Annotated in this window: 23 protein-coding genes and 1 riboswitch; of the genes, 8 read left to right on the forward strand and 15 right to left on the reverse strand. The window is 46.9% G+C overall.

The window, feature by feature from the left end:
• The first annotated feature begins 184 nt into the window (after positions 1-184).
• Entirely contained in the window at positions 185-1,282 is a 1,098-nt protein-coding gene (locus H8876_RS09405) for an FtsW/RodA/SpoVE family cell cycle protein (protein WP_249287533.1), read from the forward strand.
• 401 nt (positions 1,283-1,683) lie between these two features.
• On the opposite strand, the gene minD is transcribed toward H8876_RS09405, so the two are convergent.
• The 3 genes from minD to radC are packed head-to-tail and all read right to left on the reverse strand — an operon-like array spanning position 1,684 to position 5,420.
• A complete protein-coding gene (minD, locus tag H8876_RS09410; RefSeq protein ID WP_177264950.1) occupies positions 1,684-2,406 on the reverse strand; it encodes a septum site-determining protein MinD in 723 nt (240 codons plus the stop codon).
• A complete protein-coding gene (locus H8876_RS09415) occupies positions 2,394-4,742 on the reverse strand; it encodes a penicillin-binding transpeptidase domain-containing protein (protein ID WP_249287534.1) in 2,349 nt (782 codons plus the stop codon). Before H8876_RS09415 ends, minD begins: the two co-directional genes overlap by 13 nt.
• Positions 4,743-5,420, reverse strand: coding sequence for a RadC family protein (gene radC / locus H8876_RS09420; RefSeq protein WP_177264948.1), 678 nt, complete (start codon positions 5,418-5,420; stop codon positions 4,743-4,745).
• Between the two features lie 184 nt (positions 5,421-5,604).
• Between radC and H8876_RS09425 the strand changes: the two genes are divergently transcribed.
• Positions 5,605-5,763 carry a DUF1540 domain-containing protein gene (locus tag H8876_RS09425; protein ID WP_177264947.1) on the forward strand — a complete coding sequence of 53 codons (159 nt, stop codon included), beginning with the start codon at positions 5,605-5,607 and terminating at the stop codon, positions 5,761-5,763.
• Positions 5,764-5,845: 82 nt separating this feature from the next.
• A complete protein-coding gene (gene sigK / locus H8876_RS09430) occupies positions 5,846-6,481 on the forward strand; it encodes an RNA polymerase sporulation sigma factor SigK (RefSeq protein WP_249287535.1) in 636 nt (211 codons plus the stop codon).
• Here the strand turns inward: sigK and H8876_RS09435 are convergent.
• The 8 genes from H8876_RS09435 to H8876_RS09470 form a co-directional block, all read right to left on the reverse strand.
• Entirely contained in the window at positions 6,478-8,073 is a 1,596-nt protein-coding gene (locus tag H8876_RS09435) for a peptidoglycan D,D-transpeptidase FtsI family protein (protein WP_249287536.1), read from the reverse strand. The genes sigK and H8876_RS09435 overlap by 4 nt on opposite strands.
• Positions 8,074-8,144: 71 nt before the next feature.
• Positions 8,145-9,389 (reverse strand): DUF1015 domain-containing protein, encoded by a 1,245-nt coding sequence (locus H8876_RS09440; RefSeq protein WP_249287537.1) that lies wholly within the window; start codon positions 9,387-9,389, stop codon positions 8,145-8,147.
• A gap of 1 nt (position 9,390) precedes the next feature.
• Positions 9,391-10,041, reverse strand: coding sequence for a (d)CMP kinase (cmk, locus tag H8876_RS09445; RefSeq protein ID WP_249287538.1), 651 nt, complete (start codon positions 10,039-10,041; stop codon positions 9,391-9,393).
• Between the two features lie 11 nt (positions 10,042-10,052).
• Entirely contained in the window at positions 10,053-10,520 is a 468-nt protein-coding gene (nrdR, locus tag H8876_RS09450; protein WP_249287539.1) for a transcriptional regulator NrdR, read from the reverse strand.
• A 71-nt stretch (positions 10,521-10,591) separates the two neighbouring features.
• The gene (locus H8876_RS09455) at positions 10,592-10,840 is read right to left on the reverse strand and encodes a PRC-barrel domain-containing protein (RefSeq protein WP_249287540.1); all 249 of its coding nucleotides are present in this window, start codon (positions 10,838-10,840) and stop codon (positions 10,592-10,594) included.
• 154 nt (positions 10,841-10,994) lie between these two features.
• Positions 10,995-12,443, reverse strand: coding sequence for an alanine/glycine:cation symporter family protein (locus H8876_RS09460; protein ID WP_249287541.1), 1,449 nt, complete (start codon positions 12,441-12,443; stop codon positions 10,995-10,997).
• Positions 12,444-12,612: 169 nt separating this feature from the next.
• A riboswitch (glycine riboswitch) is annotated at positions 12,613-12,722 on the reverse strand.
• Between the two features lie 155 nt (positions 12,723-12,877).
• Positions 12,878-13,948, reverse strand: a complete 1,071-nt coding sequence (tig, locus tag H8876_RS09465; protein WP_249287542.1) for a trigger factor — start codon at positions 13,946-13,948, stop codon at positions 12,878-12,880.
• Between the two features lie 40 nt (positions 13,949-13,988).
• A complete protein-coding gene (locus H8876_RS09470; protein ID WP_177265509.1) occupies positions 13,989-14,663 on the reverse strand; it encodes a GTP pyrophosphokinase in 675 nt (224 codons plus the stop codon).
• A gap of 324 nt (positions 14,664-14,987) precedes the next feature.
• On the opposite strand from H8876_RS09470, the gene codB reads away from it, so the two are divergent.
• From codB to H8876_RS10195, 5 genes are all read left to right on the forward strand, one after another.
• Complete coding sequence (gene codB / locus H8876_RS09475; protein ID WP_249287543.1) at positions 14,988-16,328, forward strand: cytosine permease; 1,341 nt, start codon at positions 14,988-14,990, stop codon at positions 16,326-16,328.
• A 38-nt stretch (positions 16,329-16,366) separates the two neighbouring features.
• Entirely contained in the window at positions 16,367-17,644 is a 1,278-nt protein-coding gene (locus tag H8876_RS09480; RefSeq protein ID WP_249287544.1) for a cytosine deaminase, read from the forward strand.
• Between the two features lie 213 nt (positions 17,645-17,857).
• The gene (locus H8876_RS09485; protein WP_249287545.1) at positions 17,858-18,877 is read left to right on the forward strand and encodes a LacI family DNA-binding transcriptional regulator; all 1,020 of its coding nucleotides are present in this window, start codon (positions 17,858-17,860) and stop codon (positions 18,875-18,877) included.
• A gap of 12 nt (positions 18,878-18,889) precedes the next feature.
• On the forward strand, positions 18,890-19,837 hold the full coding sequence (locus H8876_RS09490; protein ID WP_249287546.1) for a tRNA-dihydrouridine synthase: 948 nt from the start codon (positions 18,890-18,892) through the stop codon (positions 19,835-19,837).
• The gene (locus tag H8876_RS10195; RefSeq protein WP_283241800.1) at positions 19,834-20,037 is read left to right on the forward strand and encodes a 4Fe-4S dicluster domain-containing protein; all 204 of its coding nucleotides are present in this window, start codon (positions 19,834-19,836) and stop codon (positions 20,035-20,037) included. The genes H8876_RS09490 and H8876_RS10195 overlap by 4 nt, the downstream gene beginning before the upstream one ends.
• 25 nt (positions 20,038-20,062) lie before the next feature.
• Here the strand turns inward: H8876_RS10195 and sigG are convergent, their stop codons facing one another.
• The 4 genes from sigG to H8876_RS09515 form a co-directional block, all read right to left on the reverse strand.
• Positions 20,063-20,836, reverse strand: a complete 774-nt coding sequence (sigG, locus tag H8876_RS09500; RefSeq protein ID WP_177264518.1) for an RNA polymerase sporulation sigma factor SigG — start codon at positions 20,834-20,836, stop codon at positions 20,063-20,065.
• A 99-nt stretch (positions 20,837-20,935) separates the two neighbouring features.
• Positions 20,936-22,105: an aspartate aminotransferase family protein gene (locus H8876_RS09505; protein WP_177264519.1), complete on the reverse strand. Its 1,170-nt coding sequence runs from the start codon at positions 22,103-22,105 to the stop codon at positions 20,936-20,938.
• Positions 22,098-22,988 (reverse strand): acetylglutamate kinase, encoded by an 891-nt coding sequence (gene argB, locus H8876_RS09510; protein ID WP_249287547.1) that lies wholly within the window; start codon positions 22,986-22,988, stop codon positions 22,098-22,100. Before argB ends, H8876_RS09505 begins: the two co-directional genes overlap by 8 nt.
• Before the next feature lie 2 nt (positions 22,989-22,990).
• The coding region (locus H8876_RS09515; RefSeq protein ID WP_249287548.1) for a bifunctional ornithine acetyltransferase/N-acetylglutamate synthase at positions 22,991-23,597 on the reverse strand (607 nt) is incomplete at its 5' end.

The following is a 23,597-nucleotide window of genomic DNA, read 5'->3' on the forward strand; positions in this document are numbered from 1 at the left end:
GTTTTTTTCAGGTTTTCATTTCAGTCTTGTTTTCCATTTCTCATTTCCAGGTTTTAGCCTCAAATCCAGGTTACTTGTAAATATCAAAACATTACTCAAACAGTAATAAAATTTTATTAAAAGCACACAATGTTATTATAGACTTTTTAAGCTACCTCGTCAAGAAAATGGAGTGAGTCAATCGATGAACAATTTTTTGCAAATTCTGAGCCGTTGCAGCCGCTTTGTGATGATCTCACCGATTCTGCTGTCTATTCTGGGCATTTTCAGCCTGATGAGCCTTGCATCCGGACAGGGGACCTTTCCTTCCCGGGAAGTTTTTATACAATCTGCAGCCTTGATAGTCGGTCTTGCTCTTGCAGCAGCAGTCATGAATCTGGGCTACAGATATTTTATTGGCCTGGAAAAATATCTCTATCCCGCCGGGATCCTCCTGCTCATTTCTGTCTACATCCCAGGGCTGGGCATTTCTTCCTACGGTTCCCGCTCCTGGATAAGCCTCGGCATGCTTACCTTTCAACCCTCGGAGATCGCCAAACTGATTTTTATCCTGATCCTGACATCTTACCTCTCGCGCAAAAAAGAGCAGCTTTCTACTCCCTGTGGCATTGTGAAAGCCGCCCTCTTCGCACTGCCTTATATTCTTATTGTTGCAAAAGAAGATCTGGGCAGCGGCTGTGTTTTCTGCGTCATCTGGATCTTCATGGTCTTCTGCTCCGGTCTTAAGCTGAAGCAGCTCGGACGTGCATTCCTGATCCTTTGCGGATTTCTGCCAATAATCTATTCTCTGCTGGCTGGATACCAGAAAAACCGGATCGATGCATTCCTCCACCCGGATGATCTCAGTCTTCCCGGAAACTATCAGGTCTGGAATGCTAAAACAGCCATCGGATCCGGCGGATTTTCAGGCAAAGGCTACCTCCACGGGACCCAGAGTTCTCTTGGCTTCCTGCCAGTACCGGAATCGGATTTCATCTTTGCCGCTATCGTGGAAGAACTGGGATTCCTCGGTGGTCTTCTCATCATCCTTCTCTTCGCATTCTTCCTGTATCATACCTGGAAAACCGCTAAATACGCTTCCGATCTGCAAGGGACTCTCCTGGCATCCGGTATCGGCGCAATGTTTTCCTTCCAGGCTTTTGAGAACATTGCCATGAATCTGGGGATCATGCCCGTTACCGGCATCACTCTGCCATTTTTAAGCTACGGCGGTTCTTCCATGCTGGCTTCCATGATCAGCTGCGGCTTTCTTCTCAGCGTCAGCGCTCGTCAAAAGCTCTGAACCTGTTTTTTTCTGCAAAGTTCTCTCCCCGGGTTTTCTGCAAAGAAAAAACGATGCACAGTTTTATGCCATGCACCGTCTTTTATCTTATTTTTCTATTTCTGCTAAGAACTTTTCAGCCTCAAACTGATCTTCGGATGTCACATCACTGTTCCATATTTCACAGTCTGGATCAGCTCTTCGATCTTCTTCAGATCCTCCTGTTTCACCCTCCTATCCATGATTACTCCACCCCTTTTCTGTCATTTCCTAGTGTGTCGATATGTTTACTTCCTTTTCTAAGTTTTCTTGATTGTATCGTATCATAATACTCTTGTCAATAGGGTTTTAAGAAATTTTCCGGGAGTTTTTATAAAAAAAACAGACACGTTAAAAGTGTCTGTCTACCGTTCAGCATTTCATTACTGGAACAGGATCCGGTAAGCGATATCCTGAAAATTCTCTTCTATGTATGTGCCTTTTTTACACACGATCGGGATTCCTTTATTGGTCGAAATATGGATATTGTCATCGTCCTGTATGATCCCGGCGATCTGCCCCTTGAACATGTTAGCTATGACGCTAAGGCTTGGTATCATGCCGGTCCGCATAAGATCTGCCCGAACTTTATTGATCACGATATACGTATCCGTGATGCCATGATCCGTGAGATATCTCTCTGTTACATCAGCATCTCTAAGCGACGCCATTTCCGGTTCTGTCACCAGTACGGCTTTCTGAGTCGGAGCCAGTGCCACATCAAACAGATCGTTGATTCCCGCCGGGCAGTCGATAACGATATAATCAAAGTAACGCTTCAGCTTGTTGCATAGGATCTCCATATGAAGCGGCGTGATATCCCTGTCATCTCTTCGCGGGGAAGCCGCCATAAAGTACAGATTTGTAAAACCGTTCACCTGTATCATCGCCTTCTTTATCCGGCAGATCCCAGACATCACATCCATGATGTTGTATACGACCTTATTTTCCATGCCCAGATACAGATCCATATTACGCAGTCCCATATCCATGTCCAGTAATATGGTCTTGTAGCCTTTCTCCGCCAGCAATGCTCCCAGATTTACCGAAAACATCGTCTTGCCGGTACCACCTTTGCCTGATGAAACTAAAATTACTTTTCCCATCCTTTGTCTTCTCCGTACTTTCCTATGATTTCTCTTGCGATCGGTGCCGCATTTGAAGATGTCTTGCCCTGCACCAGCATAACAGCCACTGCGATCTGCGGATCATCCGCCGGAGCCAGTGCCACGGTCCATGCAAAACTATCATATTTTTCTTTATAAGCATCTATCGCATCGTATGTGATATTGTTCTTGCTGAGATTGATGACAGCTCTGCGCAGAGCTGTTGTTTCAGACGTATAAAAATCCGGATACTTCTCCTGAAGCCGCTGGCTTTCAGCCTGCACCTGCGCATAAGTAAGATCCGGTGCAATAAGGTGCAGATTACGCTTTAAATAGGAGGATTCTTCCTCCGTGCTGATGAATCCTGTCCGCTGTGCCGTTCCTGTTTTCGCAGCAACAGTATATGGAAACGACTCAAACAGTCCTCGTAAAGATCCATCTTCTCCTTCGGTCACACCTGTCATGGCTCTTATAATACATTGGATGTGTTCGTTGGTCTTCTGACTTCTGGAAAACTGCCTGCTTCTTTTAGAAGAAACATCGGCAGTCAGCGATACACTGTTTCTGATGCCCCCGTTTCCAAGGGTGGCCATGTACTCTGCCATTTGAAGTGTTGTATACGCATGATCTCCCTGTCCTATGCTAAGATTAAAGGTGTCACCCTGCGTCCAGCGCATCTGATCGAAATAATCGTACTTACAGACGCTGGCCAGACGATCTGTCTGATCCTTCACTATGGCATTCTCCTTTTTTAGTTTGCCTATAATTTCCTCTAAAGTCAAGCCCTTATCACTCCAATTTACGATTTTTTCTACCAAATCGTCCAGTTTCGCATCGTTCCTGCAAAATTCTTCCTTGAAAAATGTTTCACGTTCCTCCAGCAGGTACTGTTTCAGATTCTGCTGAAGCTGTTTTTCTTTTCGTTTTTCCGATGGCAAAATTCCTTTGCTTTCCGGAAGTTCTATGCCTGTTTTCAGCCCCAGCCCCATGCGTTTTGCATAAGAAAGGATTCGTTCATTATCCATCTTCTGTTCATAACCCAGTGACGTGCCTGATGCCAGATCCTCTCCTGAAGCAATGTCATAAAAATAATAATTGCAGGAAACCGCCAGAGCTTTTCTCAGGTCTACATACCCATGTGTTTTTCTGCTGCGATTCCACAGGATACACCCGTAGGACTTCCCGCCCAGTTCCACATGCCCGCCATCATACAGATACCGATTCTCATCCAGCCCGCAGGAAAGCGCTGCCAGCGCCGTTATCGGCTTAAAAGTAGATCCAGGCTGCACCGCACTCATGGTCGCAACATTGTACAACGGCGCAGGACTCATAGGATCACGCAGATTCTTCCGCTGCAGAGATTCCCACTTTTCCCGGGAAATCGACACAGCAAAATCATTGGGATCAAAATCCGGCGCACTGGCCATAGCCAGGATCTGTCCCGTCTTCACGTCCAGCGCTACCGCTGCACCCGACGCTGCATTTTTCGCATACGTCATGGAATGATCTCCGTACTCACTGTGAAAAACGCCTCCGGCCGCTGCCTGTTCAAGAGCCTGCTGCAAAGCCGCCTCCGCGGTTTTTTGCAGCGGCCAGTCTAAAGTAAGCCGGATCGTTTTTCCTTTTTTAGCCTTGCTTTTTGACAGAAGTTTCGTCACTCGTCCGCCGGCATCTATCTGCACGCGGCTGACCGAATCCTGTCCATGCAGTTCTTTTTCAAAAGCTCGTTCGATTCCCGATTTCCCGATCCTGGAATCCTTGCGATATCCATCCTCCTTCGTAAAGGACTTCATCTCTTTCTCTGAGATCTGTCCCAGATATCCCAGCACATGGGACGCCAGAGAGCCGTATGGATACTCTCTGATATAATTGACAGCGACCTGAATTCCCGGGAGCTGTTTTCCCATGATCTCCATCGCACTTTCTCGGGACACCTGACGAGAAAGTGTGACAGGAAGATATGCCTGATAATCTTTTTTTTCAAGAGTTTTAGAAACCTCTTCCTGTGTCGTTTCAATATCTTCATCATTTGCCTTTAAGACTTTAAACACTTCTGCCGATGCTGCCAGAGCGTCCTCTTCTGAAAGATTTACCCTGCTGAGATTTATCGAATAGACGGCCTTGCTTGTCGCCAGCTTTTTCCCGTTTCGATCCAGAATATCGCCGCGTGGCGCCGTTTCATACACTGCCCGGGAAGAAACATCGTCAGCATAGTCGTCCCAGCGATCGTGCTCGACAACAGTCAGAAGAAACAGCCGCACCAGCAGAATACTGCCCATCACAGCCAGAAACCCCACGATGATCCTATGTTTCGAATGTCTTCCGCGAACTGTCAACTATATCATACCTCTTGCTTTCATACTCACATAATTCCCATCTCCGATCACAATGTGATCCAGTACCGGGATCCCCAGGATCGCACCGGCTTCCATAAGGCGCACAGTCGTCTCCACGTCCGCCTCACTAGGTTCAGGATCCCCGGAAGGATGGTTATGTAAAAATACCACAGATCCTGCACTGCGTCGTACAGCATCCACAAATACCTCTCTGGGATGAGTCGTGCTGGAGCAGAGATCCCCTACGGAAATATTGGCCTCTTCTATGATTTCTCCCTTCGCGTTTAACATGAGGCTTACGAAATGTTCCTTTTTGTAATACCGCATCCGCTCCATGAAAATCTCCGCGATATCCTTTGCGCTGCTGATGCGAATACGCTTTGCAGAGGGTCTGGAAGCGATCCGTTTTCCCAGTTCTACTGCCGCCAGGATCTCACAGGCTTTTGTAAGACCGATCCCCCGTATGCTGGCCAGTTCCTCCGGCCTGCATTCAGCCAGGTATCCGATGCCATCCGGACTGATCGTGATCAGGTCTGAAGCCAGTTCCAGCGCAGATCGATCCTTTGTGCCGCTCCGCAAAAGAATTGCCAGGATCTCCGTCGTAGAAAGGTTTTCTTTCCCGGCACGCAAAAGTTTTTCCCGAGGTCGTTCCTCAGATGGCAGTTGTCTCATATTCATTGTTCCCGATTCCCCCTTTTCCTATGAATCTGAAAAAAATATTGTTTTATTTCTCACAGTTTACCATATTATACCATTCTTTCCAAGTATTTTTAAATAATTTCTCATTTCTGCTGCTATATTTACAGGATGACGAGGCATACTAAACATCGTAAGTCGTTACAAAAGAACAGGAGGTAGTATCATGGATATGAACAAAAGCATCAAGTGTATGGTAGAAAGCTGTCAGCATCATGCCAATGCAGCAAACTACTGCTGCCTGGACTGCATCACTGTGGGAACACATGAATGCAACCCATCGGTAGACCAGTGCACTGACTGCATGTCCTTCAAGAAGAAATAAGGCCATGCCGTTTTCCTGAAGGTCAGGCACTTCCCCTCTATTTTTTGCATATAGTAACAATCAATAGAGGGGGATACATAATATGAGTGTTTCATTTCCGAAACCACTGACTGAAAAAGAAGAAAAGTTTTATATCAAGCAGTATGAACAGGGCGACCTGCAGGCACGTCATATTCTCATCGAACGCAATCTTCGCCTGGTCGCACATGTCGCGAAAAAATATGCGACCCAGCCGCAGATGCTGGAAGAATATATCTCCATCGGCACCATAGGCCTGATCAAAGCCGTCAATACATACCGCAGCAGCCGCAAAGTAAAGCTTGCCACCTATGCCGCACGCTGCATCGAAAACGAAATCCTGATGAGCATACGTGCATCGCGCAAATTCACATCAGAAGTGTCTCTCAATGTTCCCATAGGCACGGATAAAGACGGGAATGAAATCAATCTCAACGATATCCTGGGAACAGATCCAAATGAGATCGTCGACAGCATCCATGAAAAAATACGGATACAGCACATGCTCCTTGCGATCCACAACACGCTTACTCCACGAGAGCAGAAAGTCCTGATCCACCGTTACGGACTTTTTCGCACACGTCCTAAAACACAGCGCGAAACAGCTGCGCTTTTAGGGATCAGTCGTTCTTATGTTTCACGGATCGAAAAAAAGGCTCTGGAAAAGCTTTACGAAGAATTACATTCCGATACGATCTAGTCATAGTGACTGTTCAGGTATTTGACGATGCGCCTGTATAACGGTCCGGCATCGGAAGCCGTTCGATCTGATCCCCCTGCAAAAACGGTAACAATATACTCTGGATTTTTGCAAGGGGTAAATCCCGTAAGCCAGCCATAACTGTTACCATCCTCCTGCCTGCCGTACTGTGCAGTCCCGGTTTTGACAGCCGCTGCCGCCGATCCATCCGGGTCTACCAGCCCCATATTCTGTGCCGTCCCTTCTTCCGTGACCCGGCACATCATCGATCTGATCTGCCGGGCGGTATTCTTGCTGAGGATCCGCCTTTTTCCTGTCTTCTCTGACAGCAGGATGTGGGCACCATGATCGACCCCGTCAGAGGCAACTATCGCTGTCATCCGGGCGATCTGAAGAGGGGTGACAAGCATCTGCCCCTGACCGATCGAAAGATTCCCGATCCCGGCTCCGCTGCATTCCTGATCCGTCATGACATGACCGGTGCTCTGCTGCGGATACTTTTTCAATGCCCGTTTTCCCAGTCCCATTTTTTTTGCCATCTCACAGATCTTATTTTCTCCTGTACGCTGTCCCAGCTGAATAAAATAACTGTTGCAGGACTGAGCGAAAGCTTCCTGCATCCCGATCGTTCCGTGGCCCTCCTCGCCACCTGTTTTACATCTCACTTCCAGAGATCCTAATGTGACCGATCCTGTACAACAGAACTTCTGATCGGCAGGGATTCCTGCTTCCAGTGCTGCGGCAGCTACAACTATTTTAAACACAGATCCCGGAGCGTATTCTCCCTGTGTTGCTTTGTTCAGCAGTTCATTCTGGCTGCGAGCAATGTGTCCGCTTATATCATTTGGATTGAACGCAGGCGTACAGGCCATCGCCAGAACATCTCCGCTGCTTTTCTTTATGACCACGACTGCACAGTCATCCTCATAGCCTGCCATCACAGTCTCCACCTCTTCCTGCAGCTTTTTATCGATGGTTGTCCGCACTTCTCCTCGTCCGCCATTCTTCCCGCTTTCAGCGATCAGACCTCTGCCCGGCAGAAGATTTCCCTTCACATCAGCAGCTGCATACAACCTGCGGCAGCTCTTTGAAAGCTGCCGGTCGCACATCAGCTCCAGACCGGCAGCACCACTGGAATCTCCCTGATTCACATACCCGATCAAATTCGCCGCCGTCTGGTGATCCTGATATCGGCAGGACGCCTGCAAAATATAGGCATTGTATTTTTCGCAGAGTTTTTTGCCTATGGTCTTTTTATACTTTCGGGAAGAATAAACATAATAATCCCCTCCGCTTCCCGTTTCCTCTGCATCAGCAGACGCCAGAAGCTTTGCAGCCTGAAAATCCATATCCTTTTTCCGGATGATATAGAGATAACGTTTGTGATCCGCTACCATCGGCAGCCCGTTCCTGTCATATATGAGACCTCTGGTATTAGCTCCCTGCAGCGATATAAGCGACTGATCACAGACCGCCTGCTTCAGATCCTCGCTGCCCAGGATCTGGATCCAGAACAGACGCACGACAAGCGCCAGAATCAATACAGCCAGGATCCACACCACTCTCTTCAAATTTCGTCTCATCTGCTCCATAAAAAACTCCTCTGCATGTATTTTTTCCATACAGAGGAGTCTTATGCTCATTCAGTATCGTGATTTTCTTCCTATTTCAGGCTATGAAGGAACAGACCGCTTCCCAGCTTTGGTTCAAACCAGGTGGATTTCGGCGGCATTACCATGTTGTTGTCAGCCACGCGAAGGAGGTCATCGACATCTACCGGATATACGGCAAATGCCACTTCCATATCATCATTCACTCTCTTTTCCAGTTCTTCCAGTCCGCGGATCCCGCCTACGAAATCAATTCGCTTGTCTGTACGCGGATCTTCGATCCCCAGGATCGGATGGAGCAGGCTGTTCTGTAACACAGCCACATCCAGGGATTCTGTCACATGATCCGGGATAATGGAATCTCTGGCGGTCAGTTTGTACCATTTGCCGTCCAGGAACATAGCGAAAATATGCTTTCCTTCCGGATAATAAATATCACTGCCCTTTTCTTCCACATCAAAACCGGCTTCCCTGATCTTGTCCAGGAATTCTTCACTGGTGCTGCCGTTAAGATCCTTTACGACTCTGTTGTAGTCGAAGATCTTCAGATCATTGTCCGGGAAGATAACGGCCATGAAAAAGTTGAATTCTTCATCGCCGGTGTAATCCGGATGTTCTTCTCTTCTCTTGAGACCCACTTTGCAGGCAGAAGCACTTCTGTGGTGTCCGTCTGCGATATAAAGGGCCGGGATCTCATCGAACAGACCGGTCAGACTCTTGACGAGTTCCGGATCATCTACTACCCACAGCGTGTGCTGTATACCGTCGTCCGAAGTAATGTCATATTCCGGTTCATGGTTTGCCACATAGCCTTCCATAATCGTCCGGATCCGCTTGTCATCCCGGTAAGTCAGGAATACAGGTTCCGTATCTGCATCGCACACATCAAAGTGATTGATCCTGTCTTTTTCTTTTTCTACACGGGTAAATTCATGCTTTTTGATCGTGTTGTTCTGATATTCGTCTACTGCCACACATCCTACGATCCCGGTCTGTACACGTCCATCCATGATCTGACGGTAAATGTAAAGAGCCGGTTTATCTTCCTGCACAAACACGCCACTTGCAAGACGTTCTGCGATGTTGTCTCTTGCTTTTTCATACACAGACTGATCATACGCATTTTCCTGTTCCGGCAGATCGATTTCTGCTCTGCAAATGTGAAGAAAGCTGTACGGATCGTCCGCAGCCATTTCTGCCGCTTCCTTACGGTTCATAACATCATATGGAAGTGAAATAACTTTGTCCGCATACTTTGCATCAGGCCTGATCGCCTTAAAAGGTTTTACTGTAGCCATTTTACTTGATCTCCTTTAATACACGTTCAATAACTTCATCTATCGATAATCCTGTGGTGTCGATTTCCACTGCATCCTCAGCTTTTCTGAGGGGATTCAGTGCTCTGGTCATATCATCGTGATCACGTTTTTCAATATCCCTGAGGACTTCATCAAAATCCACCTTCTGCCCCTTTGCAGTCAGTTCTTCAAAACGGCGCTCGGCACGTTCCTTTGCAGATGCTGTCAGAAAGATCTTGTATTCTGCGTCACGAAACACATTCGTGCCGATGTCTCTGCCGTCCATGATCACGCTCTTGCGCATTCCCATTTTGCGCTGGATCTCCACCAGCTTCTCCCGGACTTCCGGGATCGCAGAATATAAAGATGCTGCCTTTGAGATTTCCGGTGTGCGGATCTTATCATTGATGATCTCTCCATCCAGTATGATATCTCCATCGGCAAAATCGATATCCGTGTCTTCCATAAGGTGTTTTACAGCTTCTCTGTCCTCAGGCGAAACGCCCCGGCTGCTGGCTTTATATCCTACGGCGCGGTACATGGCTCCTGTATCTACGTAATCGATCCCTAAATTCTTCGCTACGGCTTTCGCGATCGTGCTCTTGCCTGCCCCGCTGGGTCCGTCGATCGCAACTTTAAAAATGTCTTTCATGCTGTCTTCCTTTATTTCTCTTTTTTCTTGTTTGTCAGCAGTTTTTCGATTTCTGCCACAAAAGTATTTATATCTGTGAACTGTCTGTACACGGATGCAAAACGAACGTATGCCACCTCATCCAGATCCTTGAGCCGCTCCATTACCAGCTCACCGATGAACGTGCTGTCGACTTCCTTTTCCATCATATTGTTCAGACCGCGTTCGATTTCATCTACGATTTTCTCCATGTCAGCAATAGAGACAGGTCGTTTCTCACAGGCTCTGATGATTCCGTTCAACAGCTTGCTGCGGTCAAAGGCTTCTCTGCGACCGTCTTTTTTGATCACCATGAGAATCATTTCTTCCACCTTCTCATATGTTGTGAACCGTCTGCCGCAGGACTCGCATTCTCGCCTTCTCCGGATGGCATGTCCATCTTCCGTGTGTCTGGAATCTATTACCCGGCTCTCTTCATTTTCACAATACGGACACTTCATCTTGACCCTCCTTGTGCAATGCAGTAACTCGTGTATCCTCATTGTACTACATCTCGTATGATTTGCCAAGATTAATCCATAACTGGTGGAACATCTACCAGGATCACATCTTCTCCCACGGTTTTCACGTATTTCCATTTCACGATGTAATCATTTGTCTCACGTCCAAAAATTTTCATAAAGCTTTTGTTGCCCGGCAGCACGATCCCGTCAATGCGGCCTTCCTTCAGGTTGATCTCGATGTCGCAGACAAAACCCATGCTTTTTCCATCGTAAATATTGATCACTTCTTTATTTCTGATTTCTTCTGTATTGAGCATTCCCGCTTCCTCCTTGTACCCTACGGAACCTTTTCTTCTGTTTGTATATATGTATGCTCATGATGCAAAAAATATGCTCTGCATTAGAAAAAGGAAACCAGAAAAGATTTCCGATTTCCTTTTTCTAATTATGTTATTGAAATGTACTTTACTGTTATTTTCTCTTCTTTTCCTTTGGCGCAAACTCTCTGATCTCTCCCGCATGCAAACGGTTGAAATAGCTTCTCGTTTCCGCCACGATCACTCCGTTTAACGCCAGCAGTGCGATCAGGTTTGGAACCGCCATGAATGCATTGAGGATATTCGCGATGGTCCATACTGCAGATACCGTCAGGAACGGTCCGATCAAAACAGCCAGGATGTAGATCCATCTGTAGACCATGACCGCCTTCATGTTATCTGTCAGGTATTCCAGAGATCTTTCTGCGTAGTAATCCCAGCCCAGGATCGTCGTAAATGCAAAGAATGCAAGTGCTGTCATCAGAACAAACGTGCCTGCCGAATATGCCCACGGCAGACCATTTCCGAATGCTGCTGCTGTAACTTCTACTCCCTCCAGACCATTTGCCTGGGAATATTCATAAGCACCGGATGTCATAATTGTCAGACCAGTCAGTGTACATATGCAGACTGTATCTACAAACGTACCGGTCATAGTAACCAGCCCCTGTCTTACCGGCTCTTTCGTCTGCGCTGCCGCTGCTGCGATCGGTGCACTACCAAGACCTGCTTCGTTAGAGAAGATACCTCTCGCAACACCCTTCTGCATCGCGATCAGCATAGTACCAAGTGCTCCGCCTGCCGCCGCCTTGATACCAAATGCGCTCTGAATGATTCCTACAATAGCATTTGGGATCGCTTTGTAATTATAGATTACAACAGCCAGACAGATAAGAACGTATGCTATAGCCATGAACGGAACAACAACGGAAGAAACCTTTGCGATTCTCTGGATCCCGCCGATAATAACCAGTGCTGCCAGTACCGTTACGACAACAGCTGCGATAACGGTAGCCCAGGAATACTCCGTTCCGAAGATGGAAACCATGTGTTCATTGTTCGGGTCAAAGAATGATTTCGTTGCGGAAGCAATACCGTTTACCTGTGTAATGGTACCGATTCCCAGTGCGCCGGCACAACACGCGAAAAATGCAAACAGTTTGCCCAGCCATTTCCACTTCTTGCCCATACCGTTTTCGATGTAGTAGAATGGTCCTCCCAGGAATCTGCCGCCGCCTTTGTCCACGCGGAACTTTACAGCCAGCAGGCCTTCCGCATATTTGGTCGCCATACCGAAGCATGCAGCCAGTACCATCCAGAATACAGCTCCCGGTCCGCCCAGCATAATAGCAGTTGCAACACCGACGATATTTCCTGTACCGATAGTTGCAGCCAGTGCTGTACACAGCGCTCCAAAGCTCGACACTTCACCGATTCCGTCTGCCTCGTTCTTGACCATGTACTTGAGCGCCTTGCCCAGTTTACGGAACTGAAGCACACCCAGTCTGCAGGTCAGGAAAATACCGGTACCCATGATGAGTACGATAAGCGGCACTCCCCAGACGAAATTATCGATCTTTCCCAGTACATCTGTAAAAGTCATAATTTTCTCCTCTCCTCTGTGGATCACACCGCGCAGGCCGACAGCCTCCTTCGACCTGCGCAAAAAAATAAGTAATAAGTAAATAAAATAAATAAGTAATAAGAAAAAAGCCGATAAAAACTATCGACTTTCCAGAGAAATCCGTATACATGATGCTTCGTTTCAGTGCTTTTAAAACCCTGTCCTTTTGCCTGAGAGATTGTAGAAGCTGTGCAAACGGCATCACATCTTCTGCGTACACCTTCGGCGCCCATGTAGAGACTCTCCAGAGAATCATAGCTACGGTCATGCTTCGCAGAAAACCAAAACTGCAAAGTATGCCTTGTGAACTAATGACAAGATGTTACCATACCTTACAGTCTTTTTCAATTAAAAAACACAAAGTTGTACATGTATACAGTGTTCTATATTCAATTTTTTCCTATTTCATCCTTTTATTCGGTGGTCGGCGCACCTGTGATATTTGCATTATCAAGCAGAAAATCCAGCACTTTTTCATACAAAAGTTCTATGTGCACATAGTCTTCCAGCGTCCTTCCTGTCTGCTGCTCAATGGCATCCGCATCGTAGCCCTGTGCCTCGAAACTTTTGATCAGTGCTTCCTTCTCCTTATCAGTATAGCTGAGATTTTCTTTGTCTGCAATGTACTGGATCAGCATTTCCTGCTTGACGCGCAGCTTGCTGCTGTCCTCGTTGACTGCATTGAATTCATCCTCGTCATCCAGATCGTACTGTTTCAGCATATCTTCACGACTGACTCCATACTGCTTCGCCGTCTGGTCCAGCTGATCACTGTTGAATTCGATATAATGATTCAGCTCACGATCCGGATATTTTTTTACCTCCGTGTTGTCCAGCGCAGCTGACCAGAGAGTCGTTTTCTGGTTGTTGACAGCTTCGGTTTCCTTTTGATCATATAACTCTTTCTGGATCGACTTCGTATACTCCTCTACCGTATCGTAATCCGAATGTTTCTTCACGAATGCCTCGTTCAGCTCCGGCACAACAGATCTGGTAGCAGAATTGATCTTGACAGTAAATGTCACTGCCTTGCCCTTCAGACTGTCTTCGCTGTAATCATCCGGGAATTTCAGATCCAGCGTTACAGTTTCACCTTTCTTATGTCCGATCAGGCCAGATTCAAAACCATCGATAAAACTGCCGCTTCCAATAGTCAGATCCTGTTTTTCTGCAGATCCCCCGTCAAAAGTTTTGCCATCTATTTTCCCGGTATAATTGATGTTGACCGTATCTCCATCTTCGATAGCTGTATTCTTATCCAGCTTTTTATCGGTTGCTGCAGCATCAAGATTGCTCTGGATCTGGGCATCCACATCCTCATCCGTTACAGTAACGGAATACGGTGCTACAGCAAGGCCCTTATACTCTCCTACTTTCAAATAATCTTTCAGGTCGTAATCTTCATAAGACATGGAAGATCCACAGGAAGCAAGTCCCAATACCATCATACCGCAAAGCAGCCCCGCAATAATTCTTTTCTTCATGAAATATCTCCTCTTCTCTTTTATGATACCCCTTTTCGGGTTAAAGCATTTTATGTATACTCTGCATCGTATCATCCAGCTCAGCCATCATTTTAGCGCAGTCTTTCAGCTCCTGCGCCACATGTTCCGGCATTTCTTCCATGCGTTTGTATTTCAGTTCATGTTCCAGACTGGCCCATGTGTCCATAGCAACGGTTCGAATCTGGATTTCCACAGGCATATGATACGTCCGATCCGATAGGAAAATAGGGACTTCAATGACCAGATGAAGACTGCGATATCCGCTTTCTTTCGGGTTTTTTATATAATCCTTGCGCTTCAGCAGTTTTATGTCATCCTGACGAAGCAGACTGTCTTCCACCCGGTATATATCCTCCAGATAATTACATATTACCCGCACACCTGCAAAATCCATTACCTTGTATACCGATTCCATTTCCATCGGCCATCCTTTTCGTTTGATTTTTTCAAATATGCTGTCAACACTCTTGATCCGGCTGGTCATATGGTGTATCGGATTGTAATCGTGCTTCACACTAAACTCATTATCCAGCACCTCCAGCTTAGTGCTGATTTCCTTGATCGCCCCCTGATAGCGCATTCTCAGGTCAGCGAAAATCCTCACTGCTTCTCGTGCATCATCTATCGTAACGCTCATCTGTGGCGGGATCATAGCTTCTGTCACTGTAAAAGTTTCATTTTTTTCAAGTATCATTTCTGGTCTCCCTGGCGGCCTTCCCGCCATCTCTGCTCGCATGAATATATTATTAGTTTATCATAGATATTTGTATATTTGGTGTGGAATTCCAAAACTCCTGCGATATTTCGGATTCTGCAAAATTTTCTAAAAATTTAGAAATACCTCTTGTAAAGTTTCAACGCATCTGTTATAGTTGCGTTAATGAAAATATTTTCATCAGGTGAATTTGTTCGATGATTCAAGTTATTTCAAGCATTTACAGGATATCCTTAACTTGTTAAATATCATAATTTACGAAAATATTTTCTCGTCGTTACGATTTATAGTTAGGAGGTAATTATGAGTAAGATAACCAAACAAACTATGGATCAACAAAACACAGAACGTGTTGTTGATCAGGATTACCCATTGGAGCACGTTCCAAAATCCGCACGCAAAAGTCTACTTTCCATCAGCTGTGTACTGATAGGCTTTACATTTTTTACACCAACCATGGCTTCTGGAGCCTCTTTAGGAGCTGCATTCAAATTTGATGAGCTTATTTTGATCATCACAGCAGGAAGCATTATTCTCGGATTATATGTTGCGTCTCTGTGTTGTATCGGGGCTCGCACTGGTCTCACTTCTGTATTGCAATCTAAGTATACTTTCGGCAAAGCGGGTGCTAAATGGGCTGATATTATTCTCGGCGGCACACAAGTCTTCTGGTACGCTATTACTGGGGAATACATGGGTAGTCTGTTCGCTATGGCTTTAGGGCTGGATACATTTGGCTGGAAAGTATTCTTTATTCTTTTCTGGGGAGTGATCATGGGGCTCACTGCTTTATATGGTGTGCGTGCCATGGCAATCGTTTCTTATGTAGCCATCCCGTTAATGGCTGTTCTAATGGTTATAGTTATGGTCATGGCAATTCGGGAAGCAGGCAGCATTGATGCCATTCGAGCAATCACGCCATCATCCTCTATGACTGTTACATCTGCTATCACCGTTATTGTAGGGACCTTCGCATCTGGTGGTACGCAGGCAGGTAATTGGGCAAGATTTGCTAAAACCGGGAAAGCTGCATTTATTGCCGGACTCTTTGGATTTCTCATAGGAAACGGTGTTATGATCTTCTCTGGAATGCTAGGTGGACTAGTATTCGGAACCGGAGATTTAATTGAATTGATGATTTCAATGGGAATCGTATTCTGGGCATTGATAATACTCACTTTAAACATCTGGACTACAAATAATGCTACTGCATATGCATTCGGTATGGCCGGAGCAGAACTGTTCCAAAAAAATAATAAGAAACCATTTATCATAGGAGGCATTATCATAGCGCTTCTCATGGCAATCTTTGGAATTTCTAACTACTTCATTCCTATGCTTAATTTGCTTGGTACTTTCGTTCCTCCACTTGGCGGTGCCATTATCGGAGACTACTTCTTTGTATCGAAAGGACGAATCCCTAAGTTGGAATATGTAACGTTTAAAACGTGGAGAATTGCACCAATTATCGCCTATATACTAGGATGTGCATCTGCGTATTTAGGAGGACTTTTCAATGTGGGTATGCCTGCTTTACAGGGGATTCTAATCGCTATGATTGCCATGCCAATCATACATAGCATTTTCGTAAAATGTGGTTTGAAAGATGAGCATGAAGTTGCCGAAAATGCGGAGTATATCTAAAAGCTTAAGACTCAAAAAGTAGAAAGGACATAAACACCATGAAAAACTTACTGATCAAAAACGCCAAACTGCGCTATACCAACGAACTGACCGACATTCTCATCTGCGACGGGATTTTCCAGAAAATCGGTAAAATAACAGATCCGCCTGCCGATACAGAAATCATTGACGCTACCGGGAACCTCGTGACTCCACCGATCATCGATCCCCACGTGCACCTGGACGCTGTTCTCGTAGCAGGCATCCTGCCACGCAAAAATCAGACAGGCACCCTTCTGGAATCCATCGATATCTGGAGCGACTGGAAACCGGGGCTAACAAAAAAAATGTTAAAAGAAAACGCCAGAAAAGTTATTGACTGGTATGTTGCCAATGGCGTGCTCCGGGTACGTACCCATGCAGACTGTACTGACCCAACGCTTGTTACCGTGGAAAGTCTTTTGGAATTAAAAGAAGAAGTAAGGGATCTCATAGATATTCAGGTAGTTGCGTTTCCTCAAAACGGGATCTATTCCGATCCTGCCAACCTGGGACTGCTGGAAGAGTCTATCCGCATGGGCGTTGACGTTATTGGCGGAGCACCTCACATCGAATACACCAGAGAAGATGGCGTCCGCGATGTGGAAACAGTCTTTGAACTGGCCGAAAAACACGATAAGCTGATCGATATCCACATTGACGAGACCGGCGATCCTCACTCCCGCTTCATTGAAGTCATGGCCAAAGAAAGCATCAACCGCCATATGGGGCCGCGCGCTACCGGCAGTCACACTACGGCCATGCACAATTACGACAACGACTACGCCTACAAACTAATCGGAAATCTGGCGAAAGCCAATATGAATATGATCGTCAATCCTTCTGCAAATCTCCTTCTGCAAAGCAGAATGTGCGGTTATCCGAAGCCTCGCGGCATTGCCCGGGCTGATGAAATGCTGGCAAGGGGCGTCAATGTATCCATCGGACACGACTCCGTTATGGATCCCTGGTATTCCCTCGGTAAAGCATGTCTGCTCCAGCAGGCATTCCTCATGCTCCACGCCGGTCACATGAACGGAGCCGAGCAGATCCAGCAAGTATTCGATATGATCACTACCAATTCTGCAAAGACTCTGCATCTGGACAATTACGGCATTGCAGAAGGCAATCAGGCAGACCTGATCATCTTCGATGCTGCTACAGAAGACGACATCCTGCGTCTGCAGTCGGAATGCACCTACGTGATCCGCAAAGGAAAGATCATCTGCCAGACGACTCCGGCAAAGCGGAAACTGACATATGATGCGGAACCGTCTTATGTGGATTTTAAATTATAAAACATCTCCCCTTTTGAGAAAGCATGTTCTTCAAACGACATGCTTTCTCTCTACGTTTCCGACCGCTCATTCGCCAAAGTCCATTTCAGTCAGTTTACATCCCTACAAGTCCTTGAACTGACTGAAACCGTTTTTCAAAAGCATTACCCACAACCGCCCTATACAAATTCAGATTTTTTTGATAAAATCAAAGAAAACGTGAGGAGCAGAGTATTGAATATCAAAGAAGTTGCAGAAAAAGCAGGCGTATCCATCACTACGGTGTCACGCGTCCTCAATAATCCGGAAATGGTTTCTGAAAAGACTAAAAATAAAGTCTTGACCGTTATGGATCAACTGAATTACACACCCAACTGGTTTGCCCGCCACCTGCAGAAATCCCGCACCAACGTAATCGGCATGCTGATCCCCGACACGCTGGAACAATCCTATATGGAAATCACCAAAGGAGTCGAAAAGATCGCGCGGCAGAAAAACTGCAGCATCATACTTTGCAGCACCGAATTCGATCCAGACATGGAGACGGACTATATCACCACACTGACGGAGCGAAGTATCGATGGACTGATCCTCACCTCTCCTTCCATTGACCGAAAACAGTTTGACCGATTAAAAAGCCGTGACGTACCTTTCGTCTTTATCGGAAAGACAGGATTTATGGAAGAAGCCAATACCGTCTGTACCAACAACGATACTGCAGCAGAAGAAGCTGTGGAATATCTGATCCAGTCCGGACGAAAAAACATCGCCATCGTATTGTCTAACCACCCCAAAAGTGATAACCACGATAAACTGACAGGATGCAAACGCGCTTTGCAGAAACATGGGCTGCCCCTGCCTGATTCCAACATCCTGCATGCAGACAACACTCCGGAAAACGGCTACATCGCATTCAGCAAACTGCTTGATATGCCTGTCCGTCCAGATGCTGTATTCATAGCAACGGATACTATGGCATTCGGAGCGATCGAGAAACTGAATCAGGCGAACCTTACTCCGGATGAGGTCGCAGTCATAGGGTTTGATGATTTGAAGGTCGGAGCTGTTATCGAACCAAAGCTGACGACCGTTACCAAGCCGTCCTATCGTATGGGAATGACCGCCGGCAGACTCCTCTTTGACATCATCGAAGAAGAATCTGCAGACGATGATCCACAGACCATCGTCCTTCAGTCTCGTCTGAAGATCCGAAAGTCCTGCGGCAACAAAGAACGTTTAAAGGAAATCTGGTAAGGAGGAATTATCATGTACGCAACTGATCTCATGGGACTGACACTCGACAATCCCGTTATCATAGCCCCCGGGCCCTGGAGCCGCGGCGAAAAACTGAAGGATGCCCTGCAGTGCAACGCCGGAGCTATCATCACCGAAAGCATCGTCAGCGAATCCTATTCCGATACCTGCCCGCGATACACCTACAGCAACGACAACCGGGGGATCCAGAACATCAGGCTTTACAGCGCTCTGGAACTCGAAGAATGGATCCACTGGCTAAGTGAAGCACAAAAAAAGAACCGCTATGGTTCTTCCTCTAAACTGATCGCATCCATCATGGGTACTTCTCCCTCCGAGCTTAGCTATATAGCAAAGAAAATAGAAAAAACAGGGATTGATGGGATCGAGATCGGATTTGCCTGCCCTATGGGCGAAGGTCAGGATATCATCGCAGGCGACCCTGAGCGTGTCTATGCTTATACCTGTGAAGTGGTCAAGGCCGTCCACGTGCCTGTCTCTGTTAAACTGAGTGCTGCTGTCGGGAATTTATCCGCTGTCGTGGAAGCTGCTGGAAAAGCAGGCGCATCGGGGATCAGCGGGATCGATACTCTTCGCTGCATCCTGAAAATCGACATAGAAAGCGGCAAACCGGATCTTCCTACATACGGTGGTTATTCCGGTGCGCCGATCCGTCCCATCGGTCTTGCGACCATCGCAAGTATCGCACAATGCACCGATCTTCCTGTCATTGGCATGGGCGGGATCGAAAACTATGAAAATCTCATTGAATACATTATGGCAGGCGCCAGTGCCGGCGGGATCGGACAGCGATTCTGCTTCACGGCTACGATGTGGTCACCCAGACAATACAGCATCTGGAAACATGGATGCAAGCTCACAGCATCAAATCCATCGAAGAGATCCGAGGTCGAGCTCTGCCGGAGCTTTATTCCTTTGAAGAGATCAAGCGTGATATGAAACAGGTAAAACTTATAAAAGAACAGAACGGTGCGTCTTGCACGAAGTGCCGTAAATGCATCGACTGCTGTCTTCATAATGCGATTTCTTCCCCGGAAGATCCAGAGGCTCCGATCCAGATCCATGAATCTCTCTGCGACGGATGCGGGCTGTGCGTCAGCGTCTGCCCGGAGCGCAAACTGATTTTATGCCGGCTATAACTGTTTTTATGCCGGCTATAAACACTCATAATATATACTTTTTCATATACTTCAGCGCATTCTTTTCCAAACGGGAAACCTGCGCCTGGCTGATAGCGATTTCACCAGCAACTTCCATCTGCGTTTTTCCTTCAAAGAAACGCATTGTCAGTATATGCTGTTCCCTGGGAGATAATTTTTTCATCGCCTCCGAAAGGGATAGATTTTCGATCCATTTCGCATCGGTGTTTTTCATATCCCTGATCTGATCCATCACATAGATCGGATCTCCATCATCATTATATACCGGCTCAAATAGCGACACCGGGTCCTGGATCGCATCCAGTGCCAGCACAACATCTTCCCTGGGAAGCTCCAGTTCCCTGGCGATCTCATCCACCGTCGGCTCCCTCTGCAGCTGACGTCCCAGATGCTCTCTTGCTGTCAGAGCACGATATGCCGTGTCCCTCACGGATCGAGATACCCGTATACTGTTATTATCCCTCAGATAACGCCGCACCTCCCCCACGATCATCGGGACCGCATATGTTGAAAATTTCACTCCATGAGAGAGATCAAAATTGTTCAAAGCCTTGATCAGCCCTACACAGCCCACCTGAAACAAATCATCAGGATTCTCTCCACGAGCCGAAAATTTTTGTATCACACTAAGAACAAGCCGGAGATTCCCGCGGATAAATTCATCCCGCATCCGTTCATCTCCGGCTTTGATCGCCTCCAGCATTTCCTGCATCTCCCTGTCCCGATACCGAGGCAGTTTTGACGTATTCACGCCGCAAATCTCAACCTTACTGGCCATAAATCATGAACCTCACATCCCTTTTGCTCCCCTAAAGCAACTCGATGCCGTACTATATTTATGTGCAAATAAGATTGTTTTTATTCTGTTTTCCTGCGATTAGCTGAGAGCTTTTTTCAGGATCTCAACTCCCTGATCGATCTCATCATATGTAATGGTAAGCGGTGGCAAAAGTCTTACTTTATCCTTCGCTGTCAGTACCATAAGACCCTCTTCCAGAGCTTTCTTCACAACATCCGGAGCTTCTTTTCCTTCCAGCGAAACACCCAGCATCAGACCCAGCCCACTAACAGATGTCACATGAGGCAGAGTCTGCAGCTTGTCTTTCAGGTATGCAGATTTTTTCTGCACTTCTTTCAGGAACGCATCATCGATCCTTGTGAGCACTTCTACCGCTCCGGCACATGCCACCGGATTTCCACCATAAGTCGTTCCGTGATCTCCCGGCTTCAGGACATCGCAGCACTTTTCGCCAAAGAGCACTCCGCCGATCGGAAGTCCTCCGCCGATCCCTTTTGCAAAGGTTACGATATCAGGCGTCACGTCAAAGTATTCATATGCAAACAATTTACCGGTACGTCCTATTCCTGTCTGCACTTCATCTACGATAAAGACCAGATCATGTTCATGGCAAAGCTGCTCTGCAGCCTTTACGAAATCCGGATCCAGATCAAGCACGCCGCCTTCGCCCTGTACCATCTCCATCATGATGGCACAAGTATCATCGTCTACAAGCGATTTCAGCTGTTCAATATTATTGGCCTCACAATACTTGAAGCCTTCCAGGAACGGAGTGAAAAACTTATGATATTTTTCCTGTCCCGTCGCAGTGATCGTTGCCATAGTCCTGCCATGGAAAGAATTGGCCAGAGAAATGATCTTGTTCACGTGAACGCCACGCTGTGTCGTACCATATTTCCGAGCCGTCTTTATTGCCGCCTCATTGGCTTCTGCGCCGGAGTTTCCGAAAAACACCTTCTTCAATCCAGTCCTCTTTGTCAGAAGATCTGCTGCCTTGACCTGCGGTTCGGAATAAAACAGGTTGGACACATGCTGCAGCTTCTTCAGCTGTGCAGTTACTGCTTCTACCCATCCGTCATCACAGAATCCCAGACAATTTACGCCGATCCCTGCCGTAAAATCGATATATTCCTTTCCGTCTACAGAAACGCACTTAGCACCCTTGCCATGGTCTGCCACCATATCATAACGCGAATATGTTCCTACGATCTTTTCCTGATCTAATTTCTTGATTTCTTCTTTATTCATTCCAGTATTTCTCCTCGCTTTCCTGTATGATCGCTGTACCGATACCCTTGTTTGTGAAGAATTCCAGCAGAAGGCTGTGAGGGATCCGTCCATCCATGATATGGATCCGGGAAACTCCATCCTTCAATGCTTCGATACAGTTGCGGATCTTAGGCAGCATGCCACCCTTGATCACGCCTTCTTCCACCAGTTTTTCTGCTTCCTCTACATAAAGCTCTGAAATAACGGACGACGGATCTTCCGGATCCAGCCGCACACCTTCCACGTCCGAAAGATATGCCAGCTTCTCCGCTTTCAGTGCTGTCGCGATGGCACTTGCCGCTTCATCTGCATTGATGTTGTACGCATCACCGTTATCGTCCATACCGATCGGATACACGATCGGCAGGAAGTCCTGCTCCATGAGGTCATGCAAAATCTTCGTATCCACCGATTTGATATCACCGACGTATCCAATATCACGACCATCCACATATTTCTTTTCGACCTTCAGCATACCGCCATCCATGCCGCTGATCCCGGCAGCCTGCACACCCAGAGTCTGTACGTTGGCCACCAGATCCTTGTTGACCTTTCCCAGCACCATCTGCGCGATCTCAATAGTCTCTTTATCCGTCACACGCAGTCCGCCTACGAACTCCGTCTCCTTGCCGGCCTTGTCCACCCAGCGACTGATTTCCTTGCCGCCGCCGTGCACGATGATGGGTCTGAATCCTACCAGCTTCAGCAAAACGACATCCTGTATGACCTCCCGCTTCAGCTCTTCATCTATCATAGCACTTCCACCGTACTTTACAACTATTATTTTATCGTGAAATCTTCTTATATATGGAAGTGCTTCGATCAGCACCTCCGCTTTTTCTAAATATTTCTGATCAACCATGTTTAACTCCTGTAGTCTCCATTGATTTTTACGTAATCGTATGTCAGATCGCAGCCCCAGGCTGTCGCCGACTCATTTCCCTGATGCATATCCACATAAATCTGAATCTCTTCTTCTCCCAGGATCTTCGATGCTTCTTCCTCGCTGTATTCCTTATGACGGGATCCCTGGCACACCAGCACCCTGCCTTTTGCAGAAGCCATTTCCACATCGATATTTTCTGTGCTGAACTCACCGTCTGCGTAGCCGATCGCGCAGAGCACTCTTCCCCAGTTGGCATCCGCTCCGAAAATGGCAGCTTTCAGCAGATTGGAAGAAATGACCGTCTTGCTGATCCTGGCCGCGGTCTCATGATCCGGCGCCCCCTTCACCTGACATTCGATCAGCTTCGTTGCACCTTCGCCATCACGCGCCAGCTTTTTGGCCAGATACCTGGTTACCATCGCAAGCGCTTCGCAGAAAACATCAAACTCCGTGCCCGCTTCGGCGATCTCGTCATTTCCGGCCATTCCGTTTGCCAGCACCGCCACCGTGTCATTGGTGGACATATCACCATCGACACAGATCTGATTGTAGCTTGTTTTCACGTCTGCTTTAAGAGCCTTGTCC

This window comes from Lentihominibacter faecis (assembly GCF_014306095.1).
Classification (GTDB): Bacteria; Bacillota; Clostridia; order Peptostreptococcales; family Anaerovoracaceae; genus Lentihominibacter; species Lentihominibacter faecis.

Bases quoted from the DNA above. Each gene is read 5' to 3' on its own strand.
- H8876_RS09405 (WP_249287533.1), top strand. From the start codon at position 185: ATGAACAATTTTTTGCAAATTCTGAGCCGTTGCAGCCGCTTTGTGATG.
- minD (WP_177264950.1), bottom strand. From the start codon at position 2,406: ATGGGAAAAGTAATTTTAGTTTCATCAGGCAAAGGTGGTACCGGCAAG.
- radC (WP_177264948.1), bottom strand. From the start codon at position 5,420: ATGAATATGAGACAACTGCCATCTGAGGAACGACCTCGGGAAAAACTT.
- H8876_RS09425 (WP_177264947.1), top strand. From the start codon at position 5,605: ATGGATATGAACAAAAGCATCAAGTGTATGGTAGAAAGCTGTCAGCAT.
- sigK (WP_249287535.1), top strand. From the start codon at position 5,846: ATGAGTGTTTCATTTCCGAAACCACTGACTGAAAAAGAAGAAAAGTTT.
- H8876_RS09435 (WP_249287536.1), bottom strand. From the start codon at position 8,073: ATGGAGCAGATGAGACGAAATTTGAAGAGAGTGGTGTGGATCCTGGCT.
- H8876_RS09440 (WP_249287537.1), bottom strand. From the start codon at position 9,389: ATGGCTACAGTAAAACCTTTTAAGGCGATCAGGCCTGATGCAAAGTAT.
- cmk (WP_249287538.1), bottom strand. From the start codon at position 10,041: ATGAAAGACATTTTTAAAGTTGCGATCGACGGACCCAGCGGGGCAGGC.
- nrdR (WP_249287539.1), bottom strand. From the start codon at position 10,520: ATGAAGTGTCCGTATTGTGAAAATGAAGAGAGCCGGGTAATAGATTCC.
- H8876_RS09455 (WP_249287540.1), bottom strand. From the start codon at position 10,840: ATGCTCAATACAGAAGAAATCAGAAATAAAGAAGTGATCAATATTTAC.
- H8876_RS09460 (WP_249287541.1), bottom strand. From the start codon at position 12,443: ATGACTTTTACAGATGTACTGGGAAAGATCGATAATTTCGTCTGGGGA.
- tig (WP_249287542.1), bottom strand. From the start codon at position 13,948: ATGAAGAAAAGAATTATTGCGGGGCTGCTTTGCGGTATGATGGTATTG.
- H8876_RS09470 (WP_177265509.1), bottom strand. From the start codon at position 14,663: ATGATACTTGAAAAAAATGAAACTTTTACAGTGACAGAAGCTATGATC.
- codB (WP_249287543.1), top strand. From the start codon at position 14,988: ATGAGTAAGATAACCAAACAAACTATGGATCAACAAAACACAGAACGT.
- H8876_RS09480 (WP_249287544.1), top strand. From the start codon at position 16,367: ATGAAAAACTTACTGATCAAAAACGCCAAACTGCGCTATACCAACGAA.
- H8876_RS09490 (WP_249287546.1), top strand. From the start codon at position 18,890: ATGTACGCAACTGATCTCATGGGACTGACACTCGACAATCCCGTTATC.
- H8876_RS10195 (WP_283241800.1), top strand. From the start codon at position 19,834: ATGAAACAGGTAAAACTTATAAAAGAACAGAACGGTGCGTCTTGCACG.
- sigG (WP_177264518.1), bottom strand. From the start codon at position 20,836: ATGGCCAGTAAGGTTGAGATTTGCGGCGTGAATACGTCAAAACTGCCT.
- H8876_RS09505 (WP_177264519.1), bottom strand. From the start codon at position 22,105: ATGAATAAAGAAGAAATCAAGAAATTAGATCAGGAAAAGATCGTAGGA.
- argB (WP_249287547.1), bottom strand. From the start codon at position 22,988: ATGGTTGATCAGAAATATTTAGAAAAAGCGGAGGTGCTGATCGAAGCA.